Raw genomic sequence first — 20261 nt, 5'->3', positions numbered from 1 at the left:
CCGTCCAGTTGAGCGGCACCCGGGTGCCAACGCGGGACGCGACCTGGAAGTGGCTCGGGCCGTCGGCCATGGCGAGCACCAGCATATAGTCGCCGTCGCGACCGCAGACCTGCACGGTTTCGCCGGCCTGGCGGCAGAGATCGTGCATTTCGTGGGTGGCGATGCTCATGAAATCCAATGACCGTGCGTAGGCAAGGCCGTAGTGGTAGAGCCGCGCGCCGAGCCAGATCGAGCCGTCCGTCTGCCGCGTCAGCATGTTCTTCTCGACGAGATCGTCGACGATGACGTAAACGGTCGAAAGCGGCGCCTTCACAGCCTTGGCGATCGCATAGACGCCGGCGGGCGATCCGGTCTCATAAAGATGATCGATCACCTGAAGCGCCCGGTCGATGCCGCTGACACGCGCGCGGCGTGCCCCCTTGCCATGGGCCTCGCTGGCAACGCCCTCATCTTCGGAGTAAACTGCGGATGATGTTTTTCCGTCCAATTCCACGCACCTCATGAAAACTGCGATCATGTTACATTACTATGGCATAGCGGTCGCTATGGCAAATCGCAACATTTTGCAGGTTGATCGTATGGGAGGCTGAGTGATACCCACGATATCGTCCACTTCATAACAGCCGATAATGCGCACCTACGATGCTGCAAGCTTTTGCCAGCCCCTTGTCCAGCGAGACGAGCGTGGCGTCGTTGCCGATCGCGACAGCGAGATGCAGAGCATCACCGGCGCGAAGACCGATATTAAATTGATCGGTCATTCGTGCCGCTTCGATGAAGTGCGACCGCGATATGGGCAGGAGCTCGAAGGACGTCGAACATAGCTCCTTGAACAGCGCCAAAGCCTTGCTGCGATCGTCCGGATCGAGTTGTCCGTTTCTCGCCTTAAGCGCGATGGCGCTCGAAAATTCGGTGATCGTCCAGCCGCTGACCGCGATCTCCTCGAATTGACGCGCTGCCAGCCATTGCTGCACGTCGTCCGTGCGGGTTTCGATCGTCCAGGCGGCGACGAGGACTGATGTGTCGATATAAAGCATCAGTAGCGATCATTGTCGCGCATGTCGCGGATGAAGGTCGCGGAATCGACCGGCTTGGCCGGCGGCTTCATCGAGGCGGTCAATGCCTTCAGCCGCGCGACATCGACCGGTTTTTTGCGCGTCTTGACGGGCACGAGTTGCGCCACCGGCTTGCCATGGCGCAAAATCTCGACGGTTTCGCCAGCTTCGACGCGATTGAGCAATTCGCTGAGATGGGCCTTGGCTTCCGCTAAATTAACACTCGCCATGACACCCTCTTGATGACCAATTTTCTAGTCATTTTAGTCCGAAAGCAAAACTGCCGCAAGACCGCTGGAACAACAAGTCTTAGCCTGAGTTTGCCCCCTGAACGCAGGAGGTCATGATGCCAAATTACCCGACACCCCCTTTCCCATCCCAGAAACAGCCGATGCCTGGTTTTACCACGCAGATGGACCCTATTCCCGATCACGGCGAGGAGAGTTATCGCGGCGCCGACAGGTTGAAAGGCAAGCGGGCGATCATCACCGGCGGCGATAGCGGCATCGGCCGCGCGGTGGCAATCGCTTACGCCAGGGAAGGTGCCGATCTGGTGATCTCCTATCTCGACGAGGATGAGGATGCCGATGAGACAAAACGGCTCGTCGAGCAGGCCGGACGCAAGGCTATCCTCGTCAGCGGCGACATCCAGGATCCGGCCCACTGCCGGCAGATCGTCGAGACGGCGGTCAAGGAACTTGGCGGTATCGACATTCTGGTCAACAACGCCGCGCATCAGGCAAGCTTCAAGAGCATTGACGAGATCAGCGACGAGGAATGGGAGCTGACCTTCAAGGTCAACATCCATTCGATGTTCTACCTGACCAAGGCAGCCGTCGCCCATATGAAACCCGGCAGCGCCATCATCAACACGGCCTCGATCAATTCGGACAGTCCAAACCCGACGCTGCTTGCCTATGCGACGACCAAGGGCGCGATCCAGAATTTCACCGCCGGCCTTGCCCAACTTCTGGCCGATAAAGGCATTCGCGCCAATGCGGTGGCGCCGGGGCCGATCTGGACGCCGCTCATCCCTTCGACACTGCCCGAAGAAAGCGTCAGCAATTTCGGCAAGCAGGTGCCGATGAAACGGCCCGGCCAGCCGGCCGAGCTGGCGACGGCTTATGTGATGCTGGCCGATCCCTTATCGAGCTACGTCTCCGGCACGACAATCGCGGTCACCGGCGGCAAGCCGATCCTCTAAAGCGGCAAGGGCCGCCGTCGGGTTATGACGGCAGCCCTTGACGGGGGCAGGGAGAGATCCCCAAGCTATTCAGGCGGCTTGTCAGCCGAAGCAGGGCATGGCCGGCAGATTGGCGCGGTTTGCGAGTGCTCCGATCATATTGCCCACCGAAGTCGAGCGCGGTTCGCGCTTGCGGGCGGCCGTCTCCAGGAGTTGCTTGAAATCTTCAAGCTTCACGCCGTCGGCGCGCAACACCATGGCAATCAGGGGGTCGCGAAGGGCTTCGGATATCGTCAGGTCATCTCTGGTCTTTGTCATGGTTGTCCTCCTTTCGTGGGCGGTCGCCCGTGTTCCACTTTCCGCTGCCATGCCCTCGGCATTGACTTTCGCGTTAGGTGGTGTTACCGGTAAGTAACAATGCATTTGTTACCGATCGGTCACATTGATGTCAAGGACTACGTCCGCAAAAAAATCAGAAACTTCGAATGAAATCTCCGCAGCCGTTCCAGAAGATCGCATCCCGCCGCGGGAGCGTATCGTCTCGACCGCCTCGGAGCTTTTCCGCGAGCGCGGCATCCGCGGCATCGGCGTCGACGCCATTGCCGACGCGGCTCTGACCAACAAGATGACGCTCTATCGGCATTTCGGCTCAAAGGACGAACTCGTCTGCGAAACGCTGCGCCGCGCCTCCGAAAAGGCGGGTACCATCTGGCGCGATCTGGATGCGGCCTATCCCGGCAATCCGCGCGCCCAGCTGGACGCCTGGGTGGAACTGCGGGCGCAGTGTCTGAACGGCGAGCCCGCCGGCTGCGATCTCGCCAATGCCGCCATCGAGCTGAAGGGCGAGGGCCATCCCGCCCACGAAATGATCGAGCGGCACAAGGCCGAACAGCGTGATCGCTTGGCCGCGCTCTGTTCGGCGGCCGGCGCGCGCGAACCCCAGCTTCTTGCCGATACGTTGACGCTGCTGCTCGAGGGTGCCCGCGTCAGCCGCCAGGCCATGGGCGCTGCCGGCTGCTGCGGTCATTTCGCCAAGGCCTGCCACGCGGCGATCGCTTCTTTCGCCTGACCGCCCTCTCTACAGCGCCGCGCGTCTTTTCAGGCGCGCAAAGGACGCTGGCACTTTCAATCGCTGAATTATCAGCGGGGGGAACCTTACCGCTTCCATGCCGTTTTCCCCTCACCGGAGCGATGTGGAGGCAGGGAGATGAACTACGTCTATCTCAAGCGCCTATATGACAAACGCGCCGAGCTCGAAGCCAAGCTGGAGCTTCATGATGCGCGCTATTGCTTCGGCGAGGAAGAGGTCGATGATGGCACCGACATCGATTTACGTCAGCGGTTGAGCGAGATCTCCGAGGAGATTGCTACGCTGGAGAGCAGGCCGGGCCGTTAATCCGCGCCAAGGATCTCTATCGTCCGCTCGTCGAATTTTCCCTGATAGAAATGCTCGATCGCCCGGTGGAAGGGCGAACCATGGTCGCTGATCGCGGCAAACAAGGTCATCGACGAGCGTAGCTTGAGGTCGTCGGGTGAGCCCAGAATTTCATGCGCCGAGCGGCCGCCGACGGACAGAATCGCCTCGACACAGCGCAGCAGCCGGCTTGAGAGAATGGGATCGGCGAGATAGGCGCCGGCTTCCTCGGCCGAGCGGATCGCATATTTTTCGGCCATCGCCGACGTGCCGAGGCCGGCGATTTGCGGGAAGATGAACCACATCCAATGGGAGGTCTTGCGCCCGGCCTTCAGCTCTGAGAGCGCCTGTTCATAGACGCCATTCTGAGCATCAATGAAGCGATCGAGATTATAATCGACATCACCGGCCATGGTTCTTTTCCCTTCCCGCTGTCAATGCAGCCTGGGCTCAAGGTCTCCATGCCCGGCGATCTACAGCGCCGTGCGTCTTTTGAGACGCACAAAGGACGCTGTAGCACTTAAAATTACCGCATAATTTTATCCTTAAATCGATTCCGATTTAAGGAATTATGCGGTGGCTTTCCTGTTAGCAGACGCTCTCAGCGTAGGGGCTGCTGTCGCGGCAATGGCCGTAGGCCGGATGCTGCGGCATGTTATCGCCGGCCGGGGCGGCAATGGCCGATGTCGTCATCGGGTCCGTATTGCCGGAAGAATATGCGGCAAAACCCGCAAAGCTCAAGAGAACCAGCGCTCCGACCACGACTATGCGTTCGAAGGCCGAAAGTTTCTGGGCGCGGACATGTTCCACATAATCGCGTTCGCCCAAACCGGCGGTTTCGTCCTCTTTTGCATGAAGGGTCACCATATCCTGGCGACGGCTTAAAGTTTCACAATCTGTCATTCTAATTACTCCTGCAACACATGCGGCGCCGGTCTCTCTAGAGCAAACTCTCACCCTCGTGCCGAACCGCTTCCGCATGCGTGCAGCATGTGTGTCTTCGATCGTGGCAATTGAAGGGGCGATATTCAAACGCAGTGTTCAAAAAATCGTACCAATAAACGCAAAATATCGTGAAGCTCTGGTTCACCGGAATGATCCGGGGTAGTCCAGAGAGGAACATCTTTCTTCTGGATAGTCCCATGAGCAAATCCTTCGGCGCCATGTCGGTCGCGCAACTTTCGGTCCTCATTGAAGGTGGCGCGGCCGATCCGGTCGAGGTGGCCGAGGCGGTTTTCGATTCCATCGCGAACCATGCCGACAAGGCGGTTTTCACCACTCTGCTCGAAAGCCGGGGGATGGAGGAGGCGCGCGCTTCTTCGCGACGTCTGCGGGAAGGGCGCTCGCTTGGATTGCTGGACGGCATTCCGATCGCCTGGAAAGATCTTTTCGACATCGAAGGCTTGCCGACGACGGCGGGTTCCGTCGTTCTGGCAAAGGACATGCCGGCCAAGCGCGATGCGGCTGTTGTCGCTTTGCTCAAGCAGGCGGGCATGGTCGCCGTCGGGCGCACCAATATGAGCGAATTCGCCTTTTCCGGCCTCGGCATCAATCCGCATTACGGCACGCCGGTAAATCCGCGCGGCACCGATCTCCCACGGATTCCCGGCGGCTCGTCCTCGGGTGCCGGCGTCGTCGTCGCGGCCGGGTTGGTTCCGGTCGCCATGGGCACCGATACCGGCGGCTCGGTGCGTATTCCCGCCGCCTTCAACGGCATCGTCGGCTATAAGGCGACACGCGGCCGCCACGCGATGGCAGGCGTCTATCCGCTGGCAAAGAGCCTGGATTCGTTGGGGCCGCTCTGCCGCAGCGTCAGGGACGCGGTCTGGATCGATGCGGCGATGCGCGGATTGACGGCGCCCGCGGTCATTGAACGCCCGTTGCAAGGGCTGGAACTCATCGTGCCCGAAAACGTCGTCTTCGACGGCGCCGAACCCGGCGTCGTCGCCGCGTTCGAGGCCGCTTTGGAACGTCTTCAAAAGGCCGGCGCCCATGTTGCCCGCACCGTCATTCCCGCCTTTGACGAGATATTCGATCTGATGACGAGATATGGTCCGCTGGTCACGGCGGAGGCTTTCGCACTTCACCGCGAACGCTTGGCCGGACCGGACGCTGACAAGATGGATCATCGTGTCGTCATGCGTACCCGTCTCGGAAGCAAGACGACGCTGCCGGATTACCTGGCGATCCTCGAGGCGCGCCGCCGCCTGATCGCCGATGTCGAGCGCCTGGTCGGCGACCGGCTGCTCGCCTTTCCCACTGTTGCCCATGTCGCTCCACCGATCGGGCCGCTGGAGCAGGATGACGAGCTGTTCTTCGCGACGAACAACAAGACGTTGCGCAACACTGCGCTCGGCAATTTCCTCGACTGGTGCGGCGTTTCCATTCCCTGCGGCACCGGCGAGGCTGGCATGCCGGTCGGCCTGCTGCTTTCGGCCACCGCCCATCGCGATGAAGCGCTGCTGGGGATTGCTCTTGCCGCCGAGCCGGTCATCCGCGACGATTTTGCCTGAATTGGCAATTGAACCGGCCGGATTTAGTTGCCATTGATGGCATGAGGAGATCCCGGAGGAAAGCAAGTGCAGGTTTTGCAAAACGGACGTTTCGCGGTTTCGACATGGTCGCTGCATCGGCTGCTCGGCGCCGTTTATGCCTATAGCCCAGATCCTGACAAAAGTGCTGCGGCGAAAGAACCCTATGGCCCCGGCGCCGCGGCACTGATCGACGTGCCGGCGGCGCTCTCGGCGCGCGGCGTCAACCGGCTGGAGGTCTGTTCCTTCCATCTACCGAGCCTCGATGCCGCCTATATAAACGAATTGCGTGACGCAATGGCGGCCTCGAACGTGCTGTTCCAGACGCTGCTCGTCGAGGACGGTGATCCGAGCCATCCGGAGACGGCCGAACGCGATGTCAAATGGATGGCGGAGTGGATCGATATCGCCGCAGCCCTCGGGGCGCAGAGGATGCGCGTCATTGCCGGCAAGCAGAAGCCGACGGAGGAAAACCTTACCCGCGCCGCCCATCATCTGAACTGGCTGGCCGGAAAGGCGGAAGGCAGCGGCGTCCGCATCGTCGTCGAGAACTGGTTCGATCTGCTGCCGTCGCCGGTCGAAATGAACTGGCTGCTGGACCGGCTGGACGGCAAGGTCGGCCTCAACGGCGACCTCGGCAACTGGCCGGCGCCGGCCAAATATGAAGGCCTTGCCGACATCATGGGCCGGGCGGAAATCTGCCATGCCAAGGCCGATTACGGCGCTACCGGCCTCGATGCCGACGATTACCGCACGTGCCTGGAGATGTGCGAGAGGGCCGGTTACGCCGGTCCCTTCACGCTGATCTACGACTCGCCCTTCTTCCCGGATGAATGGGATGGCATCCTGCTGCAGAAGGCGTTCATCGAGGATTTCCTGCGCAAGGCGCCGGCGCGCAAGACGGCTTAAATCAGAAGTGCTTCTTGCTCATTCCTGGCGAGGGAACCTTTGGTTTTCCTCCAGCACGTTCAGATCCATGTGGTTGCGCATATAGCGCTCCGAGGCCTTCTGCAGCGGCTGAAAGTCCCAGGGATAATAGGCTCCATTGCGCAGCGCCGCGTAGACCACCCAGCGGCGCGCCTGGCTTTCGCGCACGGCGGCGTCGAAATCGGCAAGGTTCCAGCGCCGACGTGCCTGTTCGACAAGCCGTGCCAGGGTGTCGGCGTGCGCCGGCTTTCCTGCCAGATTGTCGAGCTCCCGGGGATCGGCCTCGAGATCGAACAGCATCGGCGGATCCTTGTCGCAGAGCGAGAGCTTATAGCGTCCGTCCCGGATGCAGACGAGCGGCGCTTCCGAACCCTCGGCGGCATATTCCATCGGCACCGGGCTGCGGCTGCCGGCGCCCACGGCAAGGGCCACGAGATCCTCGCCCTCGGTCCATGGTTTCAGCGAGGCGATATCGATCCCGGCAAGAGCAGCCAGCGTCGGCGTCACGTCGAGCGTGGAGACGGGCTGATCGATACGTCCCGGCTTCCAGCCGGGCACCGACATCATCAGCGGAACGCGGGCCGATCCTTCGAAGAAGTTCATCTTGAACCAGAGGCCGCGATCGCCGAGCATGTCGCCATGGTCGGACGCGAACAGGATGATCGTGTTTTCGGCCATGCGGGTCCGTTCCAGGACGCCGAGAATGTCGCCGATCTTCTCGTCGACATAGGAGATATTGGCGAAATAGCCGCGCCTTGCCCGCCTGATTTGCTCATCGCTGATGTCGAAAGCATCGTGATCGCAGGCTTTCATCAAACGCTGCGAGTGCGGGTCCTGCTGCTCGAAGGCAATCGGAGCAACCGTAGGGTCAAGTGCCGGGCAATCCTCATAGAGGTCCCAGAATTTGCGGCGCGCGACATAAGGGTCATGCGGATGGGTGAAGCTGACGGTCAGGCACCAGGGACGCTCGTCGTGTCCGCGCGAGAGATCGAACAGCTTGCGGGCGGCGTGATAAGCGACCTCGTCGTCATACTCCATCTGGTTGGTGATCTCGGCAATCCCGGCACCGGTGACTGAACCCAGATTGTGATACCACCAGTCTATGCGTTCGCCGGGTTTGCTATAGTCCGGCGTCCAGCCGAAATCGGCCGGGTAGATGTCGGTCGTCAGGCGCTCCTCGAAGCCATGCAACTGGTCGGGGCCGACGAAATGCATCTTGCCGGAAAGCGCCGTCTGATATCCGGCAGCGCGCAGATGATGCGCATAGGTCGGAATGTCAGAGGCGAATTCCGCCGCATTGTCATAGACGCGGGTTCGGCTCGGCAATTGTCCGGACATGAAGGAGGCCCGCGCCGGTGCGCAGAGCGGGCTTGCCGTATAGGCGTTGGTGAAACGCACGGAACGCTCGGCCAATGATTTCAGATGCGGGGCATGAAGAAAATCGGCCGGGCCATCGGGAAAGAAGGTCCCGTTCAACTGATCGACCATCAGAATGAGAATATTCGGGCGCGCCATCCGGTTTCTCCTATGCTATTTGAAGATTTTATTGAAACGCCTATTATCGTGGTTGTAAAGCTAGCTTTTTTCGATCGTTGCCTAAAGGAATTTTTATGTCAGACCGCCGGCCTGAGCTTGGGTGGATGCGCATCTTCGTCGAGGTCGCGAGACTCGGGAGTTTTTCGGCAGCTGCAACGCTTCTCGGGCTGACCCAGCCTGCCGTCAGCTATCAGATCCGCCGGCTGGAAGAGCAGTTCGGCGTCAACCTGCTGCGCCGCCAGCATCGCGGCGTGGCGCTGACCGCGGAAGGCGAGCGGCTTCTTGAAGTTGCCGCCAAGGCGGTCGGTGATATCGATGCACTCGCCCGTAGTTTCCATGCCGAGGCCCAAAGGCCGGTCGTCCGGCTCAGAACCGACTATGCCTTCTCATCGCTTTGGCTGATCCCGCGCATGGATGGCTTTCGTCTTCTTCATCCGGAAACGGATATACAGATCGTCGCAACGCAGAGATTTGCGGCCGATTTTCGTGACGAGGCCGATGTGGCGGTCGTTTTCGGCACGCGGGCGGAATTCGGCGCCATCGGGACGCTGCTGTTGCGGGAAAAGGTCGTGCCCGTCTGCACGCGGGAATTTCTCGATCGCAACGGCCCGTTCGGCGATCCGCGGCAGCTTGCCAAGGCGGTTCTGATCCATCTCGACACGCCGCTGCCATCACCCTGGTTCGACTGGCGCGGCTATTTGACCGAATTCTCCGTCCTCCGCGACATCAATGCCGGCCGCGGCGATATCAGCTTCAACACATACTCGCTGGTCGTTCAGGCGGCGTTGAGCGCCCAGGGCGTGGCGATCGGCTGGATGGGGCTCGTCGATACGCTGCTTTCCGCGGGCATGCTTGTCGAAGCTGGCCCGCCGCTGGAAGCGCAGGACCGCGGTTACTGGCTGGTGCCGCCGCGGTCTCCAAGCGCACACAGCGAAAGGCTCAGTGCCTGGCTGGTGAACGAGGCGGGGAAGGTCGGCTAGCTCGAGCCGCGTCGCATGGCGGAAGGGCTTTGACGGCGGTTATCCCGGATAACCATCGCCACATCCGCATGCTCACCAGACGCCTCGCAAGATATGGGTATAGTTGAAGCCTTTTCGAGTCCGACTCTTAGCCGATTTTTCTCGTCACAAAGAAACTCATCGCAACTTTTTCGTCACCATTTGGCATTGACGTGAACGGCGTTCGAAATTCCTTCCGTCCTAGTCCGTCCGTACGGATGTACTGGAGTTCCGCAAGGATTTCGAAGCCGCTCTCCTGCATCAGATTGATGTGATGGCTGCGCCACTTCCGATTTATCAGGTAGGGTCGTCGTCCACGCATCATCGTCCACGTGGGCGCGCTCAAAATCCAGTGCCCATTCCAGTCGCTTGACAGACCGTGAGATTGGAAGTCGATCAGGTGCGTCGCAAACCCTCCTGGCTTCAGCCACCGGGCAATAGCGATATAGGTATCAACGAGGTTGTCCACGTGCTCCATGACTGAATGCGTCATCAGCCAGTCAGCCACACCCGCCTGCAGTACGTTGAAATCGGTCCATGGTGCGACGAACTTTAATCGTTCGCTGCCATTCACGAGGTCCGCCTTCAGCGCGTCGATTGCCTCCCCACTGAGGCGCTGTTGCACGATCCCATCTATCCGATCCCAGGCGAAGTTTGTCGGTGACGGCGGAAAAAAGATGTCGCCCGATACGGTGTTATCCCAAAATGCGGCCCGCTCGCCGAAGAGTTCAATCAAACCGTTCAGCACTTCAAGATCGTGCTCGATGCTCCGGTGGTCTTGCAAATCCAGCCCGATGTACGTGTCGACGCCCGCAAGCAGTGCGGCAAGCCCAACGCCAAGCGAACTTCCGGGGCCGACCTCGACCAATACTTCAGGTCTTTTGCCGTTCAGCCAAGGCGCTAGGTGACCGTAGTGGCGAAAGAAAAGGTCATAACAGTGGCGCGCAGAAGCAGTGCCCCCTTCTACGTGCGTATTTCGCAGTTGCGGAAGGACAAAGGAACCCAGTCCCTTGGCTAGGGAGCGAAGTGCAATATGGGTCATGGCGCCACCTTTTTCATCCAAACTCCAGCACGGCAATGTCCGGCGTGCTCTACCCAGCAGAATTCGCGTGAAACATCATCAGAGACCAAAGAAAAGCCAAGCAATATGGTTCGGCCTTGGACTCGTTAGTTGGGATCGTACGCGACTCATAGTGATTGATATTTTCACGAATCTAAAGTCATTCATTGGGCGTACAGCAATAATCACTATGACCATGGCTGGGTTGCTGAAGCGCATGAGAGGCTGCCTCAAAAAGAATTGAGTGATTTCAGCGAGTTGTGATTCCTTCGGATTTGCGAGATTCGATGGAGTTCTTCCTCCCGTACTGGATCGTGGCTTGCTAGCGATCTATGCAACATGAGTAATAGAGAGGGCATTCGGTAAGTGGGCGGGTGTATCTCGTTCTCCTGGTCTGTATCGGGATTTCAAAAGCGCCACATGGATGCACCGCCGATCTGGGTGGCTAGCAGCAGCCTTGCGGCTCACCACGCCTCAACGCCGACTTTTGTGCCCAGGAGAAGCCTTGTCATGAACGACGCCGGTCGCCATTGTGGGATCGAATCGATAGGGAAGGCGGCTGAAGCATGTGGCGAACGATCGGATATGTTCTCGGAGTGCTTATGATCATCTTCGGACTGATCTGGATCGGCCAGGGAAGTGGCTATTTTCCCTATCCGTCGTCCAGCTTCATGATCAGGCAAACGATCTGGATCCTTTGGGGAGCCATCCTGGCGGGACTGGGAGTCGTGGTCATGATCGTCCTTTCGCGGCTACACCGGAGAGGATGAGGCCGTGAACCCTTCTGATCGAGCCAATGAACTGAGGAGAATGGCATGAGCGCAGCGGAAATCGACGGTTTCGCGGCACGGATCAGGAACCACCAGGGCGGCATGATCTCCGCCTGGGTGGGTATTCCGGACGCCACGCTCGCCAATCACCTGGCGCAGGAGGCCTTCGACACCATCGTGCTGGATATGCAGCACGGTATGTGGGACATGCCCTCGGCAGCGAATGCCGTCGCCCAGGTGCGGCTTGCCGGCAAGCCAGCGCTGGCGCGCATACCGGTCGGTGATTTCGCTTCCGCCTCGCGCCTGCTCGATGCCGGAGCCTCCGGCATCATCGCGCCGATGATCAATTCGGCTGAAGACGCGCAAGCCTTTGTCAAGACCACGAAATACCCGCCTCTTGGTGACCGCAGTTGGGGACCGTCGCTGGCACTCAACCATACCGGCCTGTCGGCCGATGATTATCTGAAAAACGCCAACGCGCTCACCGTCGCCATCGCCATGGTCGAGACCCGGGCAGCACTCGAGGCGATCGACGACATTCTCGGCGTTGCCGGCATCGATGGCATCTTCATCGGTCCCTCCGATCTTTCGATCGCCCTGTCGAACGGCGACCAGGTTGCGCCGAACGCCGCCGAGATCGACAGCGCCATGCAGCATGCGGTTTCGCGCTGCCGCGCCCACGGCAAATTCGCCTGCGCCTTCGCCGGGGACGGCGAGCGGGCCGGCGAGCTGCTGAAATTCGGCTTCGATCTGGTCATTGCCGGTGCCGAGACAGCGCAGCTGCGCTCCGGCGCTCGCCGCGCCATCAATGCCGCCCGGAGGATTGCTTCTGCTTGAACGTCATTTCGCCGGCTTGACCGCCAGCCAGATGACGTGGCGGGCGCCGCCGCGTTTGCCGTTGGCGCGTGTGTTGACCGCATCGACGGAAAAACCGCTGTCCTTGAGACGCCGCGTGAAATCGGGGTCCGGACCGGACGACCAGACGGCGAGCACGCCGCCGGGGCGCAACGCCTCGCGGGCGGCGCGAAGGCCGGCGAAATCGTAAAGCCGGTCGTTGGATTTGCGGGTCAGGCCATCAGGGCCGTTGTCGACATCGAGCAGGATCGCATCATAGGCGCCTTTACCGGAACGGATCGCCTCGCCGACATCGCCCTGATGGATGCCGACGCGCGGATCGTCGAGACAGCCCTGGAAGTCCTCGGCCATCGGCCCGCGTGCCCAGGCGATCACGGCCGGCACCAGTTCGGCGACGATGACGCCGGCATCTTCGGGAAGGACGGCAAGAGCAGCGCGCAGGGTAAAGCCCATGCCGAGCCCGCCGATCAAGATCCTTGGCTTCGGGTGCGCCTTGATTCGTTCCCAGGAAAGCGTTGCCAGCGCTTCCTCCGAGCCGCTGAGACGGCTGTTCATCAGCTCATTGGCGCCGAGCATGATCGAAAATTCGCTGCCGCGCTGCTTCAGCCTGAGTTCGCCGCCTTCACCGGGAATGGTCGCGGAATCGAGCTGGATCCAGGGCAGCATGACGGTTTTGCCTCATATGAAAGAGACCGTCCCCTAGCATAGGGCGCTAGATGAGGCCAGCAAGCCGGCCTCAGATCATCCGGATGAAATGATCCTGCTCGAATTCGACGATGTTGTCCTGCGGCACGGCCGAGCGGCGGCGGATGTCCTCCACCTCGTCGGGCCTCAGCCAGGCCTTCGGGTCGTCGAAGCGGACATCCGGATCGGGTACGGCCGAGAGCAGCAGACGGGTATAGGGGTGCAGCGGATTATCGATCACCTTGGCGACGCTGCCCCATTCGACAATCTGGCCGGCATACATCACGGCGATGTCCTCGGCGACGTAACGGGCGGTGGCGATATCATGGGTGATGTAGAGCAGACCGAGATTCATTTCCTGCTTCATCTCGTTCAATAGGTTCAGCACGCCGAGGCGCACCGAGACGTCGAGCATCGAGGTCGGTTCGTCGGCGACGATCACCTCCGGCTTGACGGCCAAGGCGCGAGCGATGTTGACGCGCTGGCGCTGGCCGCCGGAGAGTTCATGCGGATATTTTGGCGCGACGAGATCGGGATCGAGCCTGACGCGCTGCAGCAGTTCGCGGACCGCGACGTCGATCTCGGCCCCCTTGATCTCCGGACGATGCAGCTTCAGTGGCCGCCGAAGATGATGGGCGATGGTGTGGGCAGGGTTCAGCGAGGCGAAGGGGTCCTGGAAGATCATCTGCACCGACCGGCGGTAACGGGCGATCTCAGCGGATTTCGCCGCCTCGACAGGCCGGCCCTTGTAGAGAATCCGGCCGGATGTCGGCAGATATTCGCGCATCGCCATGCGGGCGCAGGTGGTCTTGCCGCTGCCGGATTCGCCGACGAGCGCCAGCGCCCGCCCGGCATGCAGCGAAAACGAGATGGCGCGTGCCGCATGCACGGCTCCGGAACCATGGCCGAAGGTCTTCGTCACCTGGTCGAGTGCGAGAATGGCGTCTGTCATAGCAGCACTCCTCCATGCAGCGAGGGGAAGGAGGCCCAGAGCTTTTTCGTGTAGTCATGCTTGGGCGTCCTGTAGATCGCCTCGGCCGTGTTCTGCTCCACCAGCTTGCCGGCGAGCATGATACCGATGCGGTCGCAGAACTGCACCATCAGCCCGAGATCATGGGTGATGAACAGTACGGAAAAGCCGAAGCTGCGACGCAGTTCGTTGATGCGCTGCAGGATTTCGCGCTGGACGACGACGTCGAGCGCCGTCGTCGGCTCATCCATGACGACGAGCTTCGGATCGAGCGCCATGCAGATGGCGATGACGATGCGCTGGCGCATGCCGCCGGAAAACTGGTGCGGATAGTCGCGCATGCGATCCGGCGCGATATCGACGAGCGTCAGCATCTCGGCGGTGCGCTCGCGGGCTTCCACGCGGCTCATGTTCTTGTGAGTGCGTAGCATGTCGTAGAATTGCGTCTCGATGCGCAGCACCGGGTTCAGCGAGTTCATGGCGCTCTGGAAGACCATGGCGACCTCGCGCCAGCGGAACGCACTGAGCGCCTGCCGGTCGAGGCTGAGCACGTCGCGGCCATCGAGCAGGATGCGGCTTTCCTTGCGGATCAGCGCCGGTGGCTTGTGCAGGCGGCTGATGGCAAAAGCGATGGTGCTCTTGCCGCAGCCGGATTCGCCGGCGAGGCCGAAGACCTCGCCGGGTGCGACATCGAAGCTGACATCCTTGACGGCGCGGAAATCCTTTTCCTCGCCGATATAATCGATTGTCAGATTTCTCACCGAGAGCAGCGGCTGCGTCACAGGCGGCCCTCCCCGGAACGGACGAGCAGGGACCAGCGCTTCAGATGATTGCCGGTGCGCAGCCGTGGATTGGCGATCTCGTCGACGGCGAAGTTCAGCAATGACATGCCGATGCCGAGGAAGGCGAGCGCGAAGCAGGGGGTGAGAATATCCCACCAGGCGCCGACCGAAAGGGCCGAGGCCTTCTGCGCGTTGTAGAGCATGGTGCCCCAGGAGATCGCTCTCGGATCGCCGAGGCCGAGGAATTCCAGCGTCGCTTCGGTGATGATCGCGAAGATGACGCTGCCGATGAAATTGATGCCGACGATAGAAATCACGTTGGGAAAGATCTCGAATGTCATGATGCGCCATTGCGGCTCACCCATCATCTCGGCCGATTTGACGAAATCCTTCTGCTTGACGGAGAGCGTTTCGGCACGGGTGACGCGTGCGCCCCAGGCCCAGGAGGTGGCGCCGAGGATGAGGGCGATGACGAGGGGGCTTGCCTGGCCGATGAAGGCGGCAAGCACCAAGAGCAGCGGCAGGTTCGGAACGACCAGCACCATATTGGTGAAGAAGCTGATGATCTCGTCGGTCTTGCCGCCGCGATAGCCGGAGATGATGCCGAGTGCCGTGCCGACGAGAGTGATCAGCAGGCCGGCGCCGAAGCCGACGGCAAGCGAGGTGCGGGCACCGTAGATCAGCCGGGCGAAGACATCCTGGCCGATGCGCGTGGTGCCGAGAATATGGTCGAGTGACGGCGCCTGGTGCGGTCGTCCGGTGCGGGCGGCCGGGTCGTATTGCGTCAGGAGGGGCGCTGCGATCGCGACGAAGACGATGAAAGCGATGATGACGAGGCCGATCAGCGCCTTGCGGTTTTGAAGCAGGTTCTTCATCTCATGCTCCCTTCAGCCGCGGGTCGAGCAGCACATAGCTGACGTCGACGATAAAATTGGCGATCAGCATGGTCGCGGTCATGATGAGGAGCTGGCCCTGGATGACGGGATAGTCGCGGGCGAGGATCGCCTGATAGAGAATATTGCCGAGGCCGGGATAGTTATAGACGACCTCCGTCACCAGCGAACCGCCGAGGATGGTGCCGATGGCGATGGCAAGGCTGGAGACGGTCGGCAGCAGGGCGTTGCGCGCCGCATACCAGAGCATCACATGGCGGTCGGAAAGGCCCTTGGCGCGGGCCATGACGATATAGTCCTCGCCGAGCAGGTTGATCATGTTGTTGCGCATGGTGACGGTGAAGCCGCCGATCAGCACGGTGCAGAGCGTCACCATCGGCAGGATGCCATGATGGGCGAGGCTGCCGATATATTGCAGGCTGAAGGCCGGATCGAGTGATGGGTCGGCGGCATAACCGTTCGGAAACCAGCCGAGCGTGAAGCCGAAGATGAAGAGCACGATCAGCGAGGTGACGACGGCCGGCACCGAGGTGGCAAAAATCGCGCCGACGGAGACGACGACATCGAACTTGCTGCCGCGACGCCAGGCGGCGACGATGCCGAGGAAGGTGCCGAGCGCGAAGCTCACGATGGTGGCCGTGCCCATCAGCCCGACCGTCCAGATGAGCGCATGGCCGAGCACCGAGGTGACGGGCAGCGGGAAATACTTGATCGAGCGGCCGAGATCGCCGGTGAAGATGCTGCCGAGATAGGTGAGATATTGTTGCCAGAGCGGACCGTCGACGAAGCCGAAGGTGAGCTTCAACGCCTGCAGGCTTTCCGGCGGCAATTCGGTGCCGGCGCTCGAGAACATGATCTGCACCGGATCGCCCGGCATCAGCCGCGGCAGGAAAAAATTGATCGTCGCTGCCGCGATGAAGGCTGCCATGTAGAAGACGAGGCGGCGAAGCAGGAAAGCCATGGGGACTCCGTCGTGACGGAAGCGGCGCTTTCTACGCCGCTTCCGGAGATCGTGATGCTTACTTGACCGGCTCGAGAGCGAGCAGATTCAGCAGGCGTGCCGGATTGGTCCGCGAGATCGACGGATTGACGAAGGGGTTTTCCTTGGTCGACCAGCCGGTGAAGCGCTTGGTGTTGTACTGATACCAGTTCGGATTGTTGAACACCGGAATCATCGGCATGTTTTCGGCGACGATGCGCTGCGCCTTGTTCATCGCGTCCTTCTGCTTGGCAAGATCGGCGGTCTGGGTGAACTCGGTGACGAGTTTCTCGACCTCCGGGTAGAACCAGCGCTGCGCGGTGAAGCGGGTCTTGCCCTTATCCGAAGCGCTGAAAGCGCGCTTGTAGGGGTAATAGGGCGAAGCCGATGCCGGCAGGCTGTTGATCGCCGCATCGAAGGTGCCGTTGATGAGGTTGCCGGTCCAGACGGCTTCCTCCGGCGTTTCGATCTTGGCGTCGATGCCGACCGCCTGCATGCCTTCGACGGCGAGGTTGACGGTATCGATCCAGTCGGTCCAGGCGCTGGGGACGATGATCGAGAAGGAGATCTTGGTGCCGTCGGGATTGTCGCGGAAACCGTCGCCGTCCTTGTCCTTGTAGCCCGCCTCGTCGAGCAGGGCCTTGGCGGCGTCGGCATTATAGGTTGCGAACTTGCCGAAGTCGGCCTTGACGGATGGGTCCGCCCAGCTCTTGTAGAGCTCACCCATCAGGCCGGGGTCTTCGTTCAGCGTCGGATAGCCGTAGCCGGCGACGTCGATCATCGTCTTGCGGTCGAGCGCCATCGAGACGGCGCGGCGGAACTTCAGGTCGTTGAAGGCCTTCTTGTTGTTCTCGTTCGCCGTTTCCAAGTTGAACAGGAAGGCGACCATGCTGCTTGGCGAATACCAGTAGTGGAAATGTGCCGGATCCTTGGACACGTAGACATTGTCGATATCGGGAATGAAGGAGACGCCCCAGTCGAGTGTGCCGTCGGCCGTTGCGGTCAGCATCTGGTTGTTGTCGGCAAGCTGCGGGAAGCGCATGCAATCGACTTTCAGATGCTCGTTATCCCAATAGTTCGGGTTGCGGCACTGGTCGTAGGTCTGGCCGGTGAAACGCGGCACTTCCGTCAGCGGGCCGCTGCCAACAGGGGTCTCGTTGGCGAAGGTGACCGGATCGGCGACGTCCTTCCAGACATGTTCGGGAATGATCGGCAGCTGCGAGATCTGCTCGGCGGCGAGCGAGCTCGGATTGGCGAGCGTGAAGCGTACCGTCTGGGCGTCGACGGCCTGGATATCGGTGATGAAGGTCCAGATGCTGACGAAGTCGAGCGCCGGGAACTTCTTCAGGTAATCATAGGTGAACTTGACGTCGGCTGCGGTCAACGGCTTGCCGTCCGACCATTTCAGGTTCGGGCGCAGCTTGAAATCGATGCTCTTCAGGTCGTCGGAGAGTTTGAAGCTTTCGGCCAGGCGATAGACCGGCTTGTTGCTGTCGAAGCGGTTGAAGATGACCAACGGCTCGTAGATGAAGTCGAGCGTGGACTGGCGCGACGAGGTCTGGTTGAACGGATTGAAGTTGCGAACCCAGGTCGTCGCCGGCTCGATATTCGCTGTGAGGATCGTCTGCGCCACGGCAGATCCCGAAAGCAGCGTCAGGGCGGCGGCGGCAAGAAGATATTTTTTCATGTGTTATTCCCCTTTTCTTATGCGGTGAGAGATGACGTGCCGGTCAGGAGACCAGCGCGCTTGCAAACATGTCTTCGACTTGCGCATGGGCGGCGCGGAAATCGACCTTGAGATTGCCGAGGCGGGCCTTGCCGGCGGCGATCCGCTGCAGGGCGGCTTCCGTCAGCGGACGGGCGGCTTTGGCGGCGGTTTCGCTTTCAGGAATGTCGCCGTGGCTGTGGAGCGCGATGTCGAAGCCTGCGTCGAGCACCTGTTTGACGCGTTCCGGCAGGGAGCCGGAGAGCGACTCCATGAAGATGCAGTCTGATATCAGCACGCCGTCATAGCCCATGTCCTTGCGGATCACGTCGTGCATGATGGGCGAGACGGACGCCGGCAGCTCGGCGTCATAGGCCGAATAGACGACATGGGCGACCATCGCCCAGGGCGTATCCTTCAGCGCCACGAAGGGCTTGAAATCGGTCGCGGTGAGCGTCTCGCGGCTGGCGTCGACCACCGGACGCTCCTTGTGGGAGTCGAGCGTCGCGCGGCCATGGCCGGGAATGTGCTTGATGACGGGCATGTTGCCGCTCTCGAGCAGGCCATCGACCACCTCGCGGCCGAGGGCAGCGATGAAATCGGGATCAGGGCCGAACGAGCGGGCGCCGATGACCGCACTCGTCGTCTCGAAGACGAGGTCGAGAACGGGCGAGCAGCCGCTGGAAAGGCCGAGTTCCGTCATCATCGCGCCCATGGCCTGGGAGGAAAGGCGCAGTGCTTTTTTGCCGAGATCGAAATCGCGGCGCGCAAGTTCGGCAAACTGGCCGAAACTGCGGAAGAGCGGCCAGGGGCCGGCATCGAGATGCTGAACGCGGCCGCCTTCCTGGTCGGTGAAGACAGGCGCGTCGTCGCGGCCGACGGCCTCGCGGAAGCGGTCGATCAGCCGCTTCGTCTGTTCCGGCTCGCGCTGATTGCGCCGGCCGACGAACAGGCCGAGCGGATTGGTTTCGCGAAAGAGGGCGAATTCATCATCCGAAATAGTGGGATTCGGGAGGCCGACGAAAAGGGCGAGCGGGGTCGAGGACAATTCTGTAACTCCGGATCAGATGGTCATTTCGGCGTGCTTCTCAGCATGCCTTCGTAGATGCCCTTGTCGGGGGCGGGGATGACGATTGCGCCTGCGGTCTTGGCGTAGAAATCGACCGGGCCGGCGTCGCCGATGAAGGCATAGGCGTGACCGAGCGTCTTCATGGCCTGAAGGCAGGCGGAAAAGAGGGCGAGCCCGATGCCCCTGCCACGCGCTTCGGGGTCGACGCCGGTCGGGCCGAAGAAGCCGCGCGCCGTCGTGTCATAGCAGGCAAAGCCCAGCAGCTTGCCGCCGTCGACGGCGATCAGGCAGGCAACGGGCTGACGGGAGAAGGCGACTGTGACTTCGCTTGCCCAGTTCTCGCTGAACTGTTCGCGAACCCAGCTGACGATAAGATGCAGTTCCGGGGGGAGGGCCGGGCGGATGGAGACGCCGACATCGCCGGCCTTCTGTCTCAGGTCGGCGAGCTCAGTGGAATACAAGCTCACAAGCAGGTCTGGCACCTGTCATTCCTCCAGTTATTCCGTTATTGCGGAATGTATCCCCTTTTAGTGTCATAGATTTGGCCATCTGGCAGGGCTTGTCAACAAGGTTTTTCAACGAGAGAAAGGGACGCCCCGCCGCAGTCGCTGCGGTTTCAACGCAAAGTAGGCGCGAACGCAAAACGGCCCGGGAAGGCCGGGCCGTTTTCGATTGGCGGCATGTTCGCTGAGCGAGTGCTTATATATCGTCTTTCCAGAGCGCATGAAAATGCTGCACCGGGCCGTGGCCGGAGCCGACGGTGAGGTGTCCGGCAGCTGCGACCGCGCCGGCAAGGTAATCCTTTGCGATGGCGACGGCCTCCCGCGCCGAGGCGCCCTTGGCGAGCTCG

Annotated in this window: 24 protein-coding genes and 1 pseudogene; 8 read left to right on the top strand and 17 right to left on the bottom strand. The window is 61.0% G+C overall.

Annotation, left to right across the window (positions count from 1 at the left end):
• The 3 genes from MOV76_RS30675 to MOV76_RS30665 all read right to left on the bottom strand — a co-directional run.
• The coding region (locus MOV76_RS30675) for an IclR family transcriptional regulator (RefSeq protein WP_247265941.1) at nt 1-502 on the bottom strand (502 nt) is incomplete at its 3' end.
• Nucleotides 503-614: 112 nt separating this feature from the next.
• The gene (locus tag MOV76_RS30670; RefSeq protein WP_018246540.1) at nt 615-1037 is read right to left on the bottom strand and encodes a type II toxin-antitoxin system VapC family toxin; all 423 of its coding nucleotides are present in this window, start codon (nt 1035-1037) and stop codon (nt 615-617) included.
• Nucleotides 1037-1285, bottom strand: coding sequence for a type II toxin-antitoxin system Phd/YefM family antitoxin (locus MOV76_RS30665; RefSeq protein WP_018246541.1), 249 nt, complete (start codon nt 1283-1285; stop codon nt 1037-1039). Before MOV76_RS30665 ends, MOV76_RS30670 begins: the two co-directional genes overlap by 1 nt.
• Nucleotides 1286-1401: 116 nt before the next feature.
• Between MOV76_RS30665 and MOV76_RS30660 the strand changes: the two genes are divergently transcribed.
• The gene (locus MOV76_RS30660) at nt 1402-2259 is read left to right on the top strand and encodes an SDR family oxidoreductase (RefSeq protein WP_026188778.1); all 858 of its coding nucleotides are present in this window, start codon (nt 1402-1404) and stop codon (nt 2257-2259) included.
• An 81-nt stretch (nt 2260-2340) separates the two neighbouring features.
• Here MOV76_RS30660 and MOV76_RS30655 read toward each other — a convergent pair whose 3' ends face one another.
• A complete protein-coding gene (locus MOV76_RS30655; protein WP_018448558.1) occupies nt 2341-2556 on the bottom strand; it encodes a hypothetical protein in 216 nt (71 codons plus the stop codon).
• A gap of 127 nt (nt 2557-2683) precedes the next feature.
• Between MOV76_RS30655 and MOV76_RS30650 the strand changes: the two genes are divergently transcribed.
• Together MOV76_RS30650 and MOV76_RS30645 are read left to right on the top strand one after the other, a co-directional pair.
• The gene (locus MOV76_RS30650) at nt 2684-3307 is read left to right on the top strand and encodes a TetR/AcrR family transcriptional regulator (RefSeq protein ID WP_018246544.1); all 624 of its coding nucleotides are present in this window, start codon (nt 2684-2686) and stop codon (nt 3305-3307) included.
• 138 nt (nt 3308-3445) lie between these two features.
• Nucleotides 3446-3634 carry a hypothetical protein gene (locus MOV76_RS30645; RefSeq protein WP_018246545.1) on the top strand — a complete coding sequence of 63 codons (189 nt, stop codon included), beginning with the start codon at nt 3446-3448 and terminating at the stop codon, nt 3632-3634.
• Here the strand turns inward: MOV76_RS30645 and MOV76_RS30640 are convergent.
• Entirely contained in the window at nt 3631-4065 is a 435-nt protein-coding gene (locus tag MOV76_RS30640; protein WP_018246546.1) for a DUF1810 domain-containing protein, read from the bottom strand. The two genes, MOV76_RS30645 and MOV76_RS30640, sit on opposite strands and share 4 nt — an antisense overlap.
• A 175-nt stretch (nt 4066-4240) precedes the next feature.
• Entirely contained in the window at nt 4241-4519 is a 279-nt protein-coding gene (locus MOV76_RS30635; protein WP_247265940.1) for a hypothetical protein, read from the bottom strand.
• A 275-nt stretch (nt 4520-4794) separates the two neighbouring features.
• Between MOV76_RS30635 and MOV76_RS30630 the strand changes: the two genes are divergently transcribed.
• Complete coding sequence (locus MOV76_RS30630) at nt 4795-6165, top strand: amidase (RefSeq protein WP_247265938.1); 1371 nt, start codon at nt 4795-4797, stop codon at nt 6163-6165.
• 66 nt (nt 6166-6231) lie between these two features.
• Nucleotides 6232-7092: a sugar phosphate isomerase/epimerase gene (locus MOV76_RS30625; RefSeq protein WP_028732614.1), complete on the top strand. Its 861-nt coding sequence runs from the start codon at nt 6232-6234 to the stop codon at nt 7090-7092.
• Nucleotides 7093-7110: 18 nt separating this feature from the next.
• Here the strand turns inward: MOV76_RS30625 and betC are convergent, their stop codons facing one another.
• Nucleotides 7111-8625, bottom strand: coding sequence for a choline-sulfatase (gene betC, locus MOV76_RS30620; RefSeq protein WP_247265937.1), 1515 nt, complete (start codon nt 8623-8625; stop codon nt 7111-7113).
• A 95-nt stretch (nt 8626-8720) separates the two neighbouring features.
• Here betC and MOV76_RS30615 point away from each other — a divergent pair, with 95 nt between their 5' ends.
• On the top strand, nt 8721-9626 hold the full coding sequence (locus MOV76_RS30615; protein WP_247265936.1) for a choline sulfate utilization transcriptional regulator: 906 nt from the start codon (nt 8721-8723) through the stop codon (nt 9624-9626).
• A gap of 127 nt (nt 9627-9753) precedes the next feature.
• Here MOV76_RS30615 and MOV76_RS30610 read toward each other — a convergent pair whose 3' ends face one another.
• Entirely contained in the window at nt 9754-10686 is a 933-nt protein-coding gene (locus MOV76_RS30610; RefSeq protein ID WP_047617913.1) for a hypothetical protein, read from the bottom strand.
• Nucleotides 10687-11270: 584 nt separating this feature from the next.
• Between MOV76_RS30610 and MOV76_RS30605 the strand changes: the two genes are divergently transcribed.
• Together MOV76_RS30605 and MOV76_RS30600 are read left to right on the top strand one after the other, a co-directional pair.
• A complete protein-coding gene (locus MOV76_RS30605; RefSeq protein ID WP_025397500.1) occupies nt 11271-11474 on the top strand; it encodes a hypothetical protein in 204 nt (67 codons plus the stop codon).
• Nucleotides 11475-11519: 45 nt separating this feature from the next.
• Complete coding sequence (locus tag MOV76_RS30600; protein ID WP_247265935.1) at nt 11520-12311, top strand: HpcH/HpaI aldolase/citrate lyase family protein; 792 nt, start codon at nt 11520-11522, stop codon at nt 12309-12311.
• A 3-nt stretch (nt 12312-12314) separates the two neighbouring features.
• Here MOV76_RS30600 and MOV76_RS30595 read toward each other — a convergent pair whose 3' ends face one another.
• The 9 genes and pseudogenes from MOV76_RS30595 to MOV76_RS30555 all read right to left on the bottom strand — a co-directional run.
• On the bottom strand, nt 12315-12995 hold the full coding sequence (locus tag MOV76_RS30595) for a spermidine synthase (RefSeq protein ID WP_247265934.1): 681 nt from the start codon (nt 12993-12995) through the stop codon (nt 12315-12317).
• Between the two features lie 70 nt (nt 12996-13065).
• Nucleotides 13066-13965, bottom strand: coding sequence for an ABC transporter ATP-binding protein (locus MOV76_RS30590; RefSeq protein WP_247265933.1), 900 nt, complete (start codon nt 13963-13965; stop codon nt 13066-13068).
• Complete coding sequence (locus tag MOV76_RS30585; RefSeq protein ID WP_247265932.1) at nt 13962-14765, bottom strand: ABC transporter ATP-binding protein; 804 nt, start codon at nt 14763-14765, stop codon at nt 13962-13964. Before MOV76_RS30585 ends, MOV76_RS30590 begins: the two co-directional genes overlap by 4 nt.
• A complete protein-coding gene (locus MOV76_RS30580) occupies nt 14762-15640 on the bottom strand; it encodes an ABC transporter permease (protein ID WP_018448569.1) in 879 nt (292 codons plus the stop codon). The genes MOV76_RS30585 and MOV76_RS30580 overlap by 4 nt, the downstream gene beginning before the upstream one ends.
• Nucleotide 15641: 1 nt before the next feature.
• Nucleotides 15642-16619 (bottom strand): ABC transporter permease, encoded by a 978-nt coding sequence (locus MOV76_RS30575; protein WP_247265931.1) that lies wholly within the window; start codon nt 16617-16619, stop codon nt 15642-15644.
• A 58-nt stretch (nt 16620-16677) separates the two neighbouring features.
• The gene (locus MOV76_RS30570) at nt 16678-18324 is read right to left on the bottom strand and encodes an ABC transporter substrate-binding protein (protein ID WP_247265930.1); all 1647 of its coding nucleotides are present in this window, start codon (nt 18322-18324) and stop codon (nt 16678-16680) included.
• Nucleotides 18325-18367: 43 nt separating this feature from the next.
• Nucleotides 18368-19390: a glycoside hydrolase family 3 protein gene (locus MOV76_RS30565; protein WP_168279160.1), complete on the bottom strand. Its 1023-nt coding sequence runs from the start codon at nt 19388-19390 to the stop codon at nt 18368-18370.
• Nucleotides 19391-19413: 23 nt separating this feature from the next.
• Nucleotides 19414-19893, bottom strand: a complete 480-nt coding sequence (locus MOV76_RS30560) for a GNAT family N-acetyltransferase (RefSeq protein WP_026231012.1) — start codon at nt 19891-19893, stop codon at nt 19414-19416.
• 217 nt (nt 19894-20110) lie between these two features.
• Nucleotides 20111-20261, bottom strand: a pseudogene (locus MOV76_RS30555) (bifunctional hydroxymethylpyrimidine kinase/phosphomethylpyrimidine kinase); the annotation flags it as partial.

The organism is Rhizobium sp. PRIMUS64 (assembly GCF_023006465.1).
Lineage (GTDB): Bacteria > Pseudomonadota > Alphaproteobacteria > Rhizobiales > Rhizobiaceae > Rhizobium > Rhizobium leguminosarum.
This window is presented reverse-complemented; position numbering and strand designations above follow the sequence as displayed.

Excerpts from the sequence above, each read along its gene's own strand:
- MOV76_RS30670 (WP_018246540.1), bottom strand. The coding sequence starts at position 1,037 with ATGCTTTATATCGACACATCAGTCCTCGTCGCCGCCTGGACGATCGAA.
- MOV76_RS30665 (WP_018246541.1), bottom strand. The coding sequence starts at position 1,285 with ATGGCGAGTGTTAATTTAGCGGAAGCCAAGGCCCATCTCAGCGAATTG.
- MOV76_RS30660 (WP_026188778.1), top strand. The coding sequence starts at position 1,402 with ATGCCAAATTACCCGACACCCCCTTTCCCATCCCAGAAACAGCCGATG.
- MOV76_RS30655 (WP_018448558.1), bottom strand. The coding sequence starts at position 2,556 with ATGACAAAGACCAGAGATGACCTGACGATATCCGAAGCCCTTCGCGAC.
- MOV76_RS30650 (WP_018246544.1), top strand. The coding sequence starts at position 2,684 with ATGTCAAGGACTACGTCCGCAAAAAAATCAGAAACTTCGAATGAAATC.
- MOV76_RS30645 (WP_018246545.1), top strand. The coding sequence starts at position 3,446 with ATGAACTACGTCTATCTCAAGCGCCTATATGACAAACGCGCCGAGCTC.
- MOV76_RS30640 (WP_018246546.1), bottom strand. The coding sequence starts at position 4,065 with ATGGCCGGTGATGTCGATTATAATCTCGATCGCTTCATTGATGCTCAG.
- MOV76_RS30635 (WP_247265940.1), bottom strand. The coding sequence starts at position 4,519 with ATGGTGACCCTTCATGCAAAAGAGGACGAAACCGCCGGTTTGGGCGAA.
- MOV76_RS30630 (WP_247265938.1), top strand. The coding sequence starts at position 4,795 with ATGAGCAAATCCTTCGGCGCCATGTCGGTCGCGCAACTTTCGGTCCTC.
- betC (WP_247265937.1), bottom strand. The coding sequence starts at position 8,625 with ATGGCGCGCCCGAATATTCTCATTCTGATGGTCGATCAGTTGAACGGG.
- MOV76_RS30615 (WP_247265936.1), top strand. The coding sequence starts at position 8,721 with ATGTCAGACCGCCGGCCTGAGCTTGGGTGGATGCGCATCTTCGTCGAG.
- MOV76_RS30610 (WP_047617913.1), bottom strand. The coding sequence starts at position 10,686 with ATGACCCATATTGCACTTCGCTCCCTAGCCAAGGGACTGGGTTCCTTT.
- MOV76_RS30605 (WP_025397500.1), top strand. The coding sequence starts at position 11,271 with ATGTGGCGAACGATCGGATATGTTCTCGGAGTGCTTATGATCATCTTC.
- MOV76_RS30600 (WP_247265935.1), top strand. The coding sequence starts at position 11,520 with ATGAGCGCAGCGGAAATCGACGGTTTCGCGGCACGGATCAGGAACCAC.
- MOV76_RS30595 (WP_247265934.1), bottom strand. The coding sequence starts at position 12,995 with ATGCTGCCCTGGATCCAGCTCGATTCCGCGACCATTCCCGGTGAAGGC.
- MOV76_RS30590 (WP_247265933.1), bottom strand. The coding sequence starts at position 13,965 with ATGACAGACGCCATTCTCGCACTCGACCAGGTGACGAAGACCTTCGGC.
- MOV76_RS30580 (WP_018448569.1), bottom strand. The coding sequence starts at position 15,640 with ATGAAGAACCTGCTTCAAAACCGCAAGGCGCTGATCGGCCTCGTCATC.
- MOV76_RS30575 (WP_247265931.1), bottom strand. The coding sequence starts at position 16,619 with ATGGCTTTCCTGCTTCGCCGCCTCGTCTTCTACATGGCAGCCTTCATC.
- MOV76_RS30570 (WP_247265930.1), bottom strand. The coding sequence starts at position 18,324 with ATGAAAAAATATCTTCTTGCCGCCGCCGCCCTGACGCTGCTTTCGGGA.